The organism is Agrobacterium sp. rho-8.1 (assembly GCF_033957725.1).
GTDB lineage: Bacteria > Pseudomonadota > Alphaproteobacteria > Rhizobiales > Rhizobiaceae > Agrobacterium.
This window is the reverse complement of record NZ_CP192791.1, coordinates 68,902-83,026: the sequence shown is the minus strand read 5'-3', so window position 1 is coordinate 83,026 and position 14,125 is coordinate 68,902. Positions and strand designations below refer to the sequence as shown.

Annotated in this window: 12 protein-coding genes; 6 read left to right on the top strand and 6 right to left on the bottom strand. The window is 55.3% G+C overall.

What is annotated here, in order from left to right:
- Nucleotides 1–4 precede the first annotated feature (4 nt).
- Both RMR21_RS24165 and RMR21_RS24160 read right to left on the bottom strand, forming a co-directional pair.
- Entirely contained in the window at nucleotides 5–484 is a 480-nt protein-coding gene (locus tag RMR21_RS24165) for a tripartite tricarboxylate transporter TctB family protein (RefSeq protein WP_498672606.1), read from the bottom strand.
- Nucleotides 485–546: 62 nt separating this feature from the next.
- Nucleotides 547–1,527 (bottom strand): Bug family tripartite tricarboxylate transporter substrate binding protein, encoded by a 981-nt coding sequence (locus RMR21_RS24160; RefSeq protein WP_498672604.1) that lies wholly within the window; start codon nucleotides 1,525–1,527, stop codon nucleotides 547–549.
- 240 nt (nucleotides 1,528–1,767) lie between these two features.
- On the opposite strand from RMR21_RS24160, the gene RMR21_RS24155 reads away from it, so the two are divergent.
- On the top strand, nucleotides 1,768–2,793 hold the full coding sequence (locus RMR21_RS24155; protein ID WP_498672601.1) for a LacI family DNA-binding transcriptional regulator: 1,026 nt from the start codon (nucleotides 1,768–1,770) through the stop codon (nucleotides 2,791–2,793).
- 12 nt (nucleotides 2,794–2,805) lie between these two features.
- Here the strand turns inward: RMR21_RS24155 and RMR21_RS24150 are convergent, their stop codons facing one another.
- On the bottom strand, nucleotides 2,806–3,978 hold the full coding sequence (locus RMR21_RS24150; RefSeq protein ID WP_498672599.1) for an L-talarate/galactarate dehydratase: 1,173 nt from the start codon (nucleotides 3,976–3,978) through the stop codon (nucleotides 2,806–2,808).
- A 118-nt stretch (nucleotides 3,979–4,096) separates the two neighbouring features.
- On the opposite strand from RMR21_RS24150, the gene RMR21_RS24145 reads away from it, so the two are divergent.
- Complete coding sequence (locus RMR21_RS24145) at nucleotides 4,097–4,996, top strand: LysR family transcriptional regulator (RefSeq protein WP_498672597.1); 900 nt, start codon at nucleotides 4,097–4,099, stop codon at nucleotides 4,994–4,996.
- Between the two features lie 240 nt (nucleotides 4,997–5,236).
- Here RMR21_RS24145 and RMR21_RS24140 read toward each other — a convergent pair whose 3' ends face one another.
- Complete coding sequence (locus RMR21_RS24140) at nucleotides 5,237–6,229, bottom strand: 3'-5' exonuclease (RefSeq protein WP_498672595.1); 993 nt, start codon at nucleotides 6,227–6,229, stop codon at nucleotides 5,237–5,239.
- A 496-nt stretch (nucleotides 6,230–6,725) separates the two neighbouring features.
- Complete coding sequence (locus RMR21_RS24135) at nucleotides 6,726–7,502, bottom strand: LysR family transcriptional regulator (RefSeq protein ID WP_498672592.1); 777 nt, start codon at nucleotides 7,500–7,502, stop codon at nucleotides 6,726–6,728.
- Nucleotides 7,503–7,604: 102 nt separating this feature from the next.
- Between RMR21_RS24135 and RMR21_RS24130 the strand changes: the two genes are divergently transcribed.
- Both RMR21_RS24130 and RMR21_RS24125 read left to right on the top strand, forming a co-directional pair.
- On the top strand, nucleotides 7,605–8,528 hold the full coding sequence (locus RMR21_RS24130; RefSeq protein WP_498672587.1) for an SDR family NAD(P)-dependent oxidoreductase: 924 nt from the start codon (nucleotides 7,605–7,607) through the stop codon (nucleotides 8,526–8,528).
- Between the two features lie 505 nt (nucleotides 8,529–9,033).
- Complete coding sequence (locus tag RMR21_RS24125; protein ID WP_498672585.1) at nucleotides 9,034–9,561, top strand: hypothetical protein; 528 nt, start codon at nucleotides 9,034–9,036, stop codon at nucleotides 9,559–9,561.
- A gap of 115 nt (nucleotides 9,562–9,676) precedes the next feature.
- Here RMR21_RS24125 and RMR21_RS24120 read toward each other — a convergent pair whose 3' ends face one another.
- The gene (locus RMR21_RS24120) at nucleotides 9,677–10,153 is read right to left on the bottom strand and encodes a hypothetical protein (RefSeq protein WP_498672583.1); all 477 of its coding nucleotides are present in this window, start codon (nucleotides 10,151–10,153) and stop codon (nucleotides 9,677–9,679) included.
- 244 nt (nucleotides 10,154–10,397) lie between these two features.
- Between RMR21_RS24120 and RMR21_RS24115 the strand changes: the two genes are divergently transcribed.
- Together RMR21_RS24115 and RMR21_RS24110 are read left to right on the top strand one after the other, a co-directional pair.
- Nucleotides 10,398–11,540, top strand: a complete 1,143-nt coding sequence (locus tag RMR21_RS24115; protein ID WP_498672581.1) for a Fic family protein — start codon at nucleotides 10,398–10,400, stop codon at nucleotides 11,538–11,540.
- Nucleotides 11,541–11,731: 191 nt separating this feature from the next.
- Nucleotides 11,732–13,990 (top strand): hypothetical protein, encoded by a 2,259-nt coding sequence (locus tag RMR21_RS24110; RefSeq protein ID WP_498672579.1) that lies wholly within the window; start codon nucleotides 11,732–11,734, stop codon nucleotides 13,988–13,990.
- Nucleotides 13,991–14,125 lie beyond the last annotated feature (135 nt).

The window sequence follows — 14,125 nt, the reverse complement described above, 5'->3', positions numbered from 1 at the left end:
AGCGTCAGATGAGGTCGCCAATGAAGGGGACCCATGGGCCAAAGGCGCTGACAGGAAGCGAGAGGAGTTTTGTGAACAGCAGCGCGGAGCAGACCGCGAGGAAAAGTCCGAGCAGGATCGAATGATACCAATTGGCGTATCGGCTGGCGGTCGCTACCCCGACGATCAGCAAGAACATGGTAGGTGCGAGACCAAGGCCTGCGAGCAACATGCCAAAGCACACCGGCGCTGCTATCACCAGGCCAAAGGCCTTCCAGTTCCAGATCTCCGGCTCGCTATCCTCACCCCCCACAACGAGAGCCTGCAGGATGATGAGGGCTCCAATGATGATCAGCAACAGGCTAAGCATGGTCGGGAAATAGCCCGGCCCCATCTGGAAGGAGTTTCCGACTTCAAGCTCGCGGCCGAACCAGATGAACAGCAGTCCGACGCAGATCATCGTCACACCGCCAAAGAAGTCCCGGCGGTTCTTAATTTTCAGCATGGCATGATACTCGCGTGTGAAAGATGTGTCGGCCGGTCACTCGTCCCGGCCGACAGAGCGCCTCACTGCAACGGCACGTTGGCGGCCTTGATAACATCGGCCCATTTCGCCGTTTCCTTGTCGATGAAAGCCTGGAACTCGGCGGATGTATTGCCGACGGGCGTGACGCCCATCGCTTCGAGCTTCGCCTTCATCGCTGGCTCGGCAATGATCGCCTGAACTTCCTTACTGAGCTTTTCGACGATTTCCGGCGGCGTGCCGGGAGGAGCGAAGAGCCCGTGCCATGAGGTCGCTTCAAAACCGGGAATGACGCTTGCCATGGTCGGCACATCAGGGAGCAAATCAGCCTTTTCGAGGCTCGTGACGGCCAGCGCCTTGACCTTACCAGCCTTCACTTGCTGGGCAGCCGTGGGAATATTGTCGAACATCATGTCGACATGCCCGGCCACAACGTCGAGGATGGCCTGGCTACTGCCCTTGTAGGGGACGTGAGTGATCTTGACGCCGGCCTTCGTTGCCAGCAACTCGCCTGCCAGATGGATCGATGTGCCGACACCGGAAGAGGCATAAGTATGCTTGCCCGGCTCCGACTTCAGGAACGCGATCAACTCCTCGACGTTGTTCGCCTTTATCTTATCCGGATTGACGACGAGAACGTTCGGAAGACTGGCTATCAGAGAAATCGGCGCAAAGCCCTTTTCCTTGTTGTAAGGCAGTTTCTTGTAGAGCGTCTGGTTGATTGCATTGGAACTTACCGTACCCATGCCGATCGTGTAGCCGTCGGGCTTGGAGCGGGCGAGATCCCCGAGGCCGATATTGCCACCGGCACCCGGTTTGTTTTCAACGATGAAACGCTGTCCCAACCGCTTATCGAGCTCCTCTGCAACGAGACGGCCGAACGTATCGGTATTGCCGCCAGCTGCGAATGGAACAACGATGGTTACGGTCTTGGTCGGATAGTCCTGCGCATAACCCGGCTGTAGGCCGGCGGCTGATATCACCGCCGCAGCGGATGCAAGCGTCACTGAACGCATGAGGTTCATACTGTTTCCTCCACTTGTCCGGCGCATGGCCGGTCCCGTTAGTCCACTCTTCGAAACCCTCCTTCCGAAGAAATGGAAGCGCTTTCATTCTAGCGTCAAAATCCGCCACTGCAACCTCGGGAAGCATATTTTAAATCGTTCTGAATCAAAGGTATGAATTGTTTTCTGCAAAAGAAAATGCCTAGACACTTGATTAGATTAAAAATGAAAGCGTAAATCATTTTAAGAGGAGCAGTGACCATGACCGACGACCTCAAGAGCAAGCGCATGACGAGTAATAGCCCGGTGACGCTGGCCGATATCGCCAAGCTTGCTGGCGTTTCGCCAGTGACGGTATCGCGCGCGATGAACAAGCCAGCGCTGGTCAAACCGCGGACGTTGGAAGCGATCGAGAAGGTCATCGCTCGAACGGGATATGTGCCGAACCTTCTTGCTGGCGGTCTTGCTTCCAAAAGAACCAGATTGATCGCCGCTATCGTCCCTTCTGTCGCCAGCACCATCTTTGCCGAAACGATCGAAGGCCTCAACGCCGAACTGGTATCCGCCGGTTACCAGTTACTGCTCGGCCTTTCCGGCTACGATAACGCCAGGGAACTGGAACTCACGCGGGCCATCCTTGCACGGCGCCCCGACGGTATTATTCTGACTGGCGTAACGCACCTCAAGGAAACACGCGCCATGCTCACAGGCGCTGGCCTTCCGATCGTAGAAATCTGGGACTCCACACCCTCGCCGCTCGACACCGCGGTCGGCTTTTCACACGCTGGTGTCGGGGCGCTGGTTGCTGAACACCTGCTCATCCGCGGCTACGATCGCTATGCACAGATCGGCGCTAACGACCCACGCGCCGTCCAGCGTCGCGATGGCTTCGTCAACCGTCTCAAGGGTGTTGCAGACGTTGAACTGCCAGAACTGGAAATGAACTCTCCCTCGACCTTCCGTGATGGACGCCTCGCGATGGCGGAACTTCTCACGCGCGGCGAAGGTACGCTGGGCGTTTTCTGCTCATCGGATGTGGTTGCCCATGGCGCCCTTGCAGAAGCCCACGCGCGCGGGTGCCGCATGCCCGATGAACTCGCCATTATCGGCTTCGGTGACTTCGACTTCGCACCTCATACGCATCCGCCGCTCACCACAATACGGATCGACCGCCGCGATATTGGTACCCAGGCCGCACGGTCCATTCTCAGAAAAATCGATGGTGACCCCAATGTCGAAACGATGATTACAATCGACTTCCACATCGTTGCCCGAGGAACGGCCTGAGGTATGGTTACCTCATGGCCGCTTGCCGAACTCTGCAACCCCACGCGTCCAGTGTCCAGCCTGTTGCGACAACGTTATCCCTAAACCTGGCCGGTTCGGCACCAGCATCCTGCCGTCTTTGATTTCCAGACGCTCGTTGAACAGAGGATCAAGCCAGTCGAAATGCTCTACCCATGGCTCAAGCTCATAAGCTGCCGCAAGATGCAGGTGGATTTCCATAGCAAAATGCGGGGCTAGCTGCAGCTTCTTCGCTTCCGCAAGAGCGCAGATCTTAAGGAACTGGGTGATGCCGCCGACACGCGGCGCGTCCGGCTGAATGAAGTCAACCGAATTGTTCTGAATGAGAGCCACATGCTCCAGCACGCTCGCCAACATTTCGCCGGTCGCAATCGGCGTATCAAGCTGGGCTGCGAGCGTAGCATGTCCATCGATATCGTAGGCATCCAACGGCTCTTCAATCCACGTCAGATGGTAAGGCTCCATCAGACGACCAAAGCGCATTGCACTTGGACGATCCCATTGCTGGTTGGCATCAACCATCATCGCCGCACGGTCGCCAATTCGCTCGTGAACCGCCGCAACGCGCTTGAGATCGACGCTCATGTCAGGCTGTCCGACCTTAATCTTGATGCCACCGATACCTGCCGCTATAGATTGCTCGACATTATCGAGAACTTCTTCAATCGGAGAGGAAAGAAATCCACCTGATGTGTTGTAGCACCGGACGCTGTCGCGATGGGCACCCAACAGTTTTGCGAGCGGAAGACCGGCGCGCTTCGCTTTGAGATCCCAAAGCGCAACATCAAAGGCTGCGATTGCCTGCACGGCAAGTCCGCTGCGCCCTACGGATGCGCCAGCCCAACACAACTTGCTCCAAAGTTTACCGATATCGTTCGGATCTTCGCCAATGAGAACATGAGCTATTTCCTTGGCATGTTCGTATTGCCCAGGCCCGCCCGCACGCTTGGAATAGCTGAAGCCGATACCACTGTGGCCGTTTTTCGTCTCGATCTCGGCAAACAGGAACGCGACCTCCGTAAGCGGTTTCTGTCGCCCCGTCAGAACCTTCGCGTCGCTGATCGGCGTCTTCAGCGGCAGGAAGATTGACGAAAGCCGGATCCACGCAATGCTGTCAGCACTCATGGCGTTCTGGGATACGCTTGTCGTTGCCATCTGCACGTTCATGTCTCCACCCCATTTTTGTCTTCGCCCTACTCGGGGAGCTTGTGTCTTGACCAATATCTGCTTGATCGATTTAAGTCCAAATCGAAAATTGATGTAGATCGATACAGGAATTGAATAAATGCTGGATATGGGACAGGTCAGATCCTTTGTTGCGGTGGCATCTGAACTGAACTTCAGCCGCGCAGCGCGGCGTCTTAACATGACGCAGCCGCCCCTTAGCCGTCAGATCAGACTGCTCGAACAGGAGCTAGGTGTTGTGCTTTTTGAGCGCACCAGTAGACGGGTCACGCTGACGGCCGCGGGGCATACCTTTCTCGTCGAGGCTCAAAAACTTATTGTCCAGGGCAACGCGGCGATTACCGCTACTCGCCAAGCCGCCCGCGGAAGCAACGGCTCTATCCGTATTGCGTTCGTCGGTGCGGCGACCTACGGCCTCCTGCCAAACTTTGTCAGTGCAGCGCGTACACTTGCACCTCGTATAGAGCTCGAGTTGGTGCAGATGGAAACCGCAGAGCAGTTTCAGGCGATCAATCGCGGAGATATTGACCTAGGCCTGTCGCGTCCGCTGTCGGGAACGCATCAACTGGAAAGTCTGAGCGTTGTGCGGGAACTGATGATGTTAGCCATTCCAAGAGCACACCCGCTTGCGGCCAGACGCCTGCCTGGACTGAAAGCGTTGACCGACACACCGATTATCATGTTCTCGCCCCAGGCGCGTTATCTGCACGACAAGGTGACGACTTTGATGGCACAGCATGGCATCACGCCTCGAATCGTCCAGAGCAGCACCCATTCGCAGGCCATCCTGTCTCTGGTCAGTGCCGGTATCGGCCTCGCCATCGTTCCTTCGACAACCCGCAACGCCTGTTTTGACAATGTCGTCTTCCGCCCGCTCGACCTCAGGCAACATTGTATTGCAGAGCTGCATGCCATCTGGAGCCCTGAGAATACCAATCCTGCCTTACCCGAAATCCGCGCCATTATCGCAAGCTCGGCAGTCAGCGATCTCTCCGCCTGAATCGACGCCGTGGTCGGGCCGCATTTGATCTCAGTAGACCGTCCACAACCACGTCTTTAAGGTATGACGGGTACCATGACGAAGAATATTTTGCTGCTCGGAGAGATCAATTGGGTTCGTTTCGCCAAGCTGGGCCGGCGGTACTGAGCACGGATCCAATCGGTGACTGTGACGACGCTACACTTTGTCCAAAGCCTCCACAGGCAGGCTCGAAGCATGTCAGGTCATACGATCAGATGCTCACGCCCGGAAGCGATCAAAGGCGGTTAGGCGTCTGGCTGGTGGATCGGCGTCAGGATAGCGGTAGATTTCGGTACGGAGATAGTGGAGTTCATCGGCGAGCGCCTCTTCACCAACTTCAATCCACCATGATTTGGGGCGGCCTTCACTTCCGTCCGACCACCGATAGCCGCGCGCCTTCAGATGGTCTTTCATGTCGAAGGGGCTGTTTTCGGCGAAAATCCGTATCCGGGACCTTTGGCTGGCCTGGTAGAGCTCGGCGAAGGCGCTGGAGGCCAAGCCATCAACTTTGCGATCCAAGACCTCCAGAAGAGCAAAACAATCATCGACCGCGCGATGCCCCTCGTGAAAATACCCCGCCTGCCCGATCAGATAACCAAGCTTGGTGCCTTCATATCCATGGGCTGACCAGTCGATCTCCGAATTCGAACAGGCCCAGGCCTTGCCGGCAAACATCGGAGAAAACGCCTCGCAGAACGGCCGGTCGAAGCCGGCATTGTGGGCAATGACAAGATCAGCAGGCTCGATCAAAGCCTGCAATGCTGCCAGGTCGATCGACCGTCCAGCCACCATCTCATCGGTGATGCCGGTTAGCTTGGTGATTTCGGGAGGGATGGAAACGCTCGGCTGCCGAAGCCCGCCGTAGATACCGGTGACATCGCCGATGCGGCCGGTATCATCGAAGGTGAAGGCAATTGCACCGATCTCGATGATTTCGTCCTTGCGGGCGCTGAGGCCTGTCGTCTCGGTGTCGAGGATGATGCCCCTGAGCGGGTATTCTGGACGGATCACTGTCGCGACCGTGCGTGGCTCGAGTTTCTTCAGGATACGGTAGCGGCCTGTCTGCGACAGATGCCGGACCATGTCGTCTTCACTCAGGGCAACGGTGGAGTTGATAGTTGCCTTGTCGGGGATGGCACGTTTTGCCCGGTCACGGGAGATTGGTCGGCTTCCACCAGCCGCTTGCGAAAACATATCGAACTGCTCTGCCATTCGGTGTTTATATCCCTGTCATCCGTTGGCAACTTCAAAACATGCGAGCCTGCGCAGATCAAGCGGAAGCAGTAACATGTCACTGCTCGCGATCATCGTGCAGCGACGGTTGTCTGGCACTCAAGAGTGCCCGAAACAGAAATGGGCATACCAGCTGAAGCGGAAACCGCGAAAGCCGTTCGCCTCCCGCAAGACCGGTTAAACGGGGTGCCGCAGGAGGGTCAGCAAAGCGCCGGCAATGCCGGGACCCGGGATCGACAGCCCCCGGCGCGCGCGGCCGCTTAAACTTTTCCGCAGAGCTCGTCAGTCAACAGTCCCACACACCGGCTGATCAAGGCCAATCCCTGCCCTCCGCCCAGGGGCATGCGCCGGTACAATTTTACTGCGCCTGCTCTCGAAGGTATGCCACGAAGGCGCGCATCGACGCGCTGAGGTGACGATGGCGCGGATAATAGAGGCACAGTCCGGGATAGGGTGGTGTCCATTCCTGCAGGAGTTACACCAACAGGCCTGCATCGATCGCGGGGCCGGCCATCCATCGGGTGACATAGCCCAGCCCGTAGCCGTCCATTGCCGCTGCAAGAATGAGGCGGGAGTTGTCGAGGATAAGGCCACCCTTGGTCTCGACAACCAGGGCTTCTCCCCGGTGCTCGAATTCCCAGCGGTATAGTCTTCCGCTCGGCATGCGGAGTTGAATGCAGCGGTGCTCACTCAAATCGGCGGGGGAGCGCAATGCCGGAAGGCCGTCGAGATAGAAAGGCGCAGCGACAACGACATGCTGCTGCATTGGCCCGATCGGCACAGCGATCATGTCTTCTGACACGATTTCACTGGACCGGATTCCGCAGTCAAATCCATGCTCGGCTATGTCGACGAGCTGCCTCTCGCTGACGATCTCGATCTGCACCTTGGGGAATGCGGTCATGAATTTCAGTAGCAGCGGCCTCAGAACCTGCTCGGCGGCCGTAGCATCGGCATTGATCCGTATCTTCCCAGAAGGGGTGGTGTTGAAATCGCCGAGTTCTTCGGTTGCCTTGGCGATCTCGTCCAGCGCGGGGCGGAGTCGCGTCAGGAACCGCTGCCCCGCATCCGTCAGCGACACATTGCGGGTAGAGCGATGGAAAAGCTGGACGTTCAGACGCGTCTCGAGATTGGCGACGCTGTGGCTGAGGGCAGAGGGGCTGAGATTGCATCTGCGAGCGGCGGCCCGAAATCCGCCAAACTGGGCCACAGCGACGAAGGCCGTCAGCTCAGCCGGCGACAAGCCCGCCACTGTTCGAAAAACCTCAGCATGCTGTTCGTTTGTGTCCATCTACACCGGACAATGCCGGAATGCTATTTCCATTGCAACCAAACACATTAAAGGGTCAAAGCAATGTCACAACATCTGCCTTTCGGATTTTCCTCAACTGCCACAGATGTGCTGTCCGGTGTCGATTTGACCGGGAAAACGATGATCGTCACCGGCGGCGCGAGCGGTATCGGGATTGAAACGGTGAAAAGCCTCGCCGAAGCCGGCGCCTCGGTCACAATCGCTGCGCGCCGGCCAGATGCGGCCGAAGAGGTGGCGCAGAACCTGAGAACCGAGACCGGCAACGAAAACATCGATGTGCGTCCGCTGGATGTGTCCGATCTAGCCTCGGTCAGACGTTTTGTCGACAACTGGGACAAACCGTTGCATGCCCTTATCAACAATGCCGGCGTCATGGCCTTGCCAGATCTGCAGCGGAGCGCCCAGGGTTATGAAATGCAGTTCGCCACAAACTTCCTCGGCCATTTTGCCCTCACGCTCGGCCTGCGCCGTCATTTGGCAGCGGCGGAAGGAGCGCGCGTCGTCTCGGTCAGTTCGACCGGCAGCCTGTTTGCCCCGGTGTTCTGGGATGACCCGCATTTCCACTTCATCCCCTACAATCCATTGCTGGCCTATGGTCAGTCCAAGACTGCCTGTATTTTGCTTGCAGTCGGCATCAGGGATCGCTGGGCAGCCGATGGCATTGTCTCGAATGCACTCAATCCCGGCGCTATCGCAACCAACCTCCAGCGCCATACCGGAGGATTGAAAACGCCAGAAGCGTTTCGAAAGACGCCGGAACAGGGTGCGGCGACATCCGTGCTTCTGGCGACGTCACCGCTGCTCGACGGTGTGAACGGCAGGTATTTCGACAATTGCCAGGAAGCGCCGATGGTTGCGCAAAGGCCGGATGGCAGGCTCGAAGGAGTGGCAGCCTATGCACTCGACAGAGCCAATGCGGATCGGCTTTGGGAGATGGCCCTGAAGATTGTAGGAGAACCGAAATGAGCGCGGGTCTGCGTATCGACTTCATCTGCCTCACCAATCGTACGGCCAGTCGTTTGGCCATCTCCAATAGGCGGTCGAGCTGGATGGCAACGCCTTGATAGGAATCGAACCGCCGACCCTGCTATTCAATTTTCTCGGTTAAAGGGTTGTCTTGCCAAAGCAATTTCACGGCACGGCTTTAACAAGATGGCCCAGTGTCTTTTTCTCATGGCGCCGGCTATGCAGTACGAGTTTTCGTAGAACTGTCGAGGCCAATTTGCCTTCAAATTCAGTCGTGTTAAAGGGTGACTATCGAACTTCTTAATTTTAGATATCGCTTTCCTAAAAGCCAATATCACTGTGTTCAAGTTTCTCACGAAAGTTGGTTGTCTGTAAGAAACTGATTACTAAGTAAGGTGACGCCATGAATGTCAGAGAAGCGCTCCCTGATATTGATATCGCTGTTGGTAGCGATCCTCTCTTATTCATTGCGCGAATGGTCTCCTTGGCAGAGTCCAAAACATAGATGACTGTCGAACTCCATCAGGACTCTTTCGGCAAAGAGGGTCTGAATTTCGTGAATTTCTTTTTGCTAGTAATTTCAGAAAATTTAAGATCAGGCGGCCAGCTGATTGTTCGACCTGACGAGGCTAGAGTCCAGGTAGAAATGCGCTCGGCTACTTGGGAATCCGGCCATCCGACCAGAGACGAATATATAGCCTTCTGCAAAGAAATTTTTGGGCCGCTTTTACGCGACTACAACAGTTCTTTCGGCACACACTATAGGATGCGGATCGAGCGTTCGCGTAGCGGCTATCAGTTGCCTCCGCAGTCCAAGCGTTTGTTCGAGCAGTTTTCGATATTGGCCAATACGCGTTCATTGCACCCCCTTGATTGGGAGCGGTTTTACTTATTCGTTCGCAACAGCCGAGGAGAGATGCCTGAAGGTACGCTGCGCTCGCTTCTAACTCAAAAGGGTTTTCCTGCGGAAACCACACAGATGCTCAGCGATTTGTATCATCATCTGTGGCGCTTCAAGCGGCTGTTGTTTTAGGAGTGTTCGAACCTCGTGGAGGCTACGTCGCGTTATTCTGACGGGCGTTATACAACCACATCTACTGTAGCTCGGCCCCGTTCTTACGAAACGTTGTCGCGATTGGCGGATCGTATCATCCGGAGATATCGAGCGGAGCACGGTCGTTGTCGCCGCTTATTCGCTTTTGTTCTTTTCGCCCTTGAACCATGAGGCCACAACCCGACAGAAAATAGAAAGCGGCAAGGCCCGAAAAGATCAGATAAAGTTTGAAGGACATCTGACCTGAAGGACTTAACACATCAAGCAACAAAGACGCGGCTATAATCAAAGCTGCCAATCCAGTTAGGTCACTCACGATGCGTATGTACCATGACCAAAAGAATTTGCCCTTCCGGCCGAGTGGCTTCACGTCTGGCAAGACAAAGGAGCTTCGAAACTGCGTGCCTGCCCAAATTCTAGCCTCGATTACCTGGGGGGTTTTCAGAAGTTGCACGGTCCACTTAACTGCGAACAGTAGTCCGACAATGACAAACGCCCAACCGAGCAGAAACTGACCAAACGCTAGCACCTTTATATAATCGGCCATAAAGCTCATACTCGTAATCTCCATTAATCACTCCTCATCCCATGAGTGTTCAACCGTTGCGCCAAACGATCACAAATTTAATTACAGAGTAAATGACGAACCTTCGGTTTTTCTACTCCTCAGTAAAATATCTTGCACTCAGGAAAAATCAGGTGCGACCTAAGCATCACTGATTGAAGCGCCGTGCGGAGATTAAGCGCGATATAATCCGCATAATTGCGGAGATTAAGCTTGCTATTCTCCGCATCCGGAGCGTACACCATGAGCCATGGTGTATATCTGGCAATCCTCTCAATGGCCGAAATTCCGATGGAAGTTTGAGCACTTGGCATCAAGGCTTGCAGCCGTACGCCTCGATCAGGGGCGCCTCATCGGCCGCGTTGAGAGTCTCGGGTTTCGCACACGCGAGGCAACGTTCCTACAGGCGCTGACGGACGACGTCGTTAAATCGTCGGCGATCGAAGGGGAGCGCCTGGATGAACAGCAGGTCCGATCATCGTTAGCCCGACGGCTTGGTATCGACATCGATGGCTTCGTGACCCCGAACAGGTCTGTTGAGGGCATTGTCCATATCACTCTCGACGCCACGATCAATTGCTCACACCTACTGACGGCAGAGCGGCTATTTCAATGGCATGCAGCGCTGTTTCCGACCGGACGAAACGAATGGGGTCACAAGCTGCGTGTCGGAGAGTGGCGTGACGACTCGGGCGGACGTATGGAGATCGTGTCTGGCGCATTCGGCTATGAGAAAGTTCACTATGTTGCGCCACCGGCAGATTGCTTAGAGCGTGAGATGTCAACCTTCCTCGAATGGTTCAACGAAACACATGATCTCGATCCTCTCGTCAAAGCCGCTATCGCCCACCTTTGGTTCGTAGCCATCCATCCTTTCGGGGATGGCAACGGTCGCATTACCCGTGCAATCGCCGACATGATACTTGCACAGAGTGGTGGTGGGGCACAGAGACTTTACTCTATGTCCGCCGCTATCGAGAGGTCGCGCACTGGCTATTACGAAGCTCTGCAGTTAGTCACCAGCAATGAATCTCTCGACATAACAAGCTGGGTTGAGTGGTTCTTAGATCGTTTGGGCAACGCTGTTGACGGCGCGCTGGCAACTCTTGACAACGTCATGCTGAAAAATAATTTTTGGCAAAAGCATGCGGCGCATGATCTTAACCCGCGACAAGCCAAGGTCCTCAACAGGTTGCTAGAGGGCAACTTCGAAGGCAAGCTCACATCGACGAAGTGGGCGAAGCTGACAAACGCATCTCAAGATACGGCGTCCCGCGACATTGCAGACCTGTTGGAGAAAGGCATCCTGAGAAAGGGAGACGCTGGAGGCCGCAGCACAGCCTATGAGCTGATTGTCGAGTTTCCGGTGAACCAAGTGTCCAGAGGAGCTTAATCAGGAATCGTTAGAATTCGCGATGTCTCTTCGGCGTAGTCGCATCAGTTCAATCAGTGTATTAATGCCTCATTAACCTCATTCCCTTAGCACACCGCCCCCGGGCTGGGCTGTAATCTGCAAGGGAAACCTGAATGAGCATAGATCAATCGGCAATCGTCTTTCGGCGCAAGATGTCAAGCTTCTGCGAAATGAAGCTGGCACCGCTTACAGATGCAAAGCAATTTCGCGCACTTTCAGAATATATGACCGGTCTCATTGATGATCGGATGCATCCTCCAATGCTCGGCAGGCATGTCAACTGGGAAGAAATCTCACTCGCATGCGGTCTTGAGCAAATATCGGCGGAACTCAGGAGAGTTGCCCAATACGGTTTCGATGCCATTTCACGCTGGCTCGCTGAAACGGCGCCGAGCGATAGAAAGGCCTCGATCACCCGCAAGGCCACAAAGACACGCAGCAGTGAAAAAAATCTCTCAAGTAAACGCACCCCTACAACGGCAAAAGCCAGCCGTGGCCTTAAACCTGGCCCGAAACCTAAACCCATCGAAGAGTTCCCAGAACCGCTTTTCGAGACTTACGACGAACCGGTTTCTTTTCAGGCGGCTCTCCGATTCCATATCGACCGTTTCGGCGAAAGCTACTACCACCTGCATCGTGCCATATTCCGAGAGGGCGATGCGCTTGAAGCAACAACGTTGTTGAGCTGGTTGAAGGGAACGAAAGTGCCACGCAGCGTGGCAAACCTGGAAATCCTCAATCGAATAGAACGTCGATACCGACTGCCACTCGGTTACTTCAAGGACAAGCTTCCCCACCAGTCTCGTGCCGGGGTCGGATATGAGGTTGGTGACGATGTATCTCCTGCAGAGCGTCGTCGTTTGGCGTGGCATCTGCCGGATGATTTCAACTTATTGCCGGAGGAAAAGCGTGCCGAAATTCTTGAGTGGGTCAGGCGCGTGATCTTAACCGGTGCGACGGACTACCGTCGTTATCAGGCACTGGCTACGAAGCAACGTTATGCCATCCGCTTCCCTGGTGTGACCTACGGCGGTTCTCACAGACCGATGTTGTCCTCCCGTAAGGTAGTCGATGAATGTAAGGACGAGCTTGAAGACCCAGATATGCTTTCCGGGGTAATCGACGCCCCCGCCAGCCTGGCGCTTGAAATGGCCAATCTGATGTCGTTTAAGACCGCGACCCTGACCGCAGTTGGCTTCAAACGTAATGGAGTATGGGGTGAAGAGACAGCATCTCAGAAGCTCGAACATCTTGGATTGATGTTTGGTGCTCTTGCTGCGTCTCCTGAGGGCGAAGTCGCTGGCAGGGGCGTGTCGCTGAGCGCATTGACCTTCGGCCTCTTGGTTTTTCCTGGTGTCTGGGATTGGTATCTACAGTGGCGCGAGCGACGACGCGGCTTCTACACGGCCTGGGAAGCGGACATGCTCAGCATCTCGCTGTCGCTGACCCGGGAGGAAACCGGTTGGATCAGGCAGCATCCTGAACTCGTGGACCGGGTAGTGCCGTTGGATGGATTGGTTTCGAAAGCCGAAATTGCGTTTGCCCGGCGTGATTGGCATGCTTGCTGCGATGCGTTCCATTCCCATGCAAGGAACCGGATCAGGGAAATCCAGCGGGTGATGCGCGTTCATCGAGACCCATTCGAGCCGATCATGTGCGTGCTGGAGGCACCCAGCCCTCTGGCAGAATACCGCAAGATCACAGACGAAATCCTTCTCCGAATGCCTGATAAAGACCGCTACCCAAGAGCGGCTGCAGAATCCGTACGCTCGTTTCTCATGTTGAGGCTAGGACTTCATCTCGGCCTGCGACAAAAAAACCTGCGACAACTGCTGTTTTGCCCACGTGGTCATTTCCCAACGTCTGAGAGGCGTCTTGAAGAAATGCGGCGCGGCGAAATTAGATGGAGTGACAGAGAGAATGGCTGGGAGGTGCTGATCCCATCGGTCGCATTTAAAAACGCCAACTCGTCGTTCTTCGGATCGAAGCCATTCAGGCTGATCCTGCCTGACCTGCTGGACCTCTATTACTACATCAACGCCTACATCGAACGTCATCGAAAGGTTCTGCTCGGTCAGGCTACCGATCCGGGTACGTTCTTCGTTAAAACCGTCAAGCTATCAAGCGCTGACGCCGCCTATAATCAGACGACATTTTACGAGGCTTGGCGTCTTATCATCCAACGCTACGGCATCTATAACCCGTATACGGGTCGCGGAGCGATCAGTGGCTTGCTGCCACACGGACCGCACAATGTTCGGGACGTGTTGGCAACGCACATTCTGAAACTCACCGGCTCGTATGAACAGGCGAGCTACGCCATTCAGGATACGCCGGAAATGGTTCAGCAGCACTACGGGCGTTTTCTTCCACAAGACAAAGCAGCCCTCGCGGCAAAAATATTGAACCAGGTGTGGGAAGCGGCCTGAAGACAAGCATGCTGGTGATACCGTAAACATCGCCAGCGTTTCAATGATTGGATTCACTGATCAAGCGAACGGTTTTGTCACTGATTGCACTGCGAGCTATGTCTACGACAGAGGCATGTACAGGGCTAGCTCTTG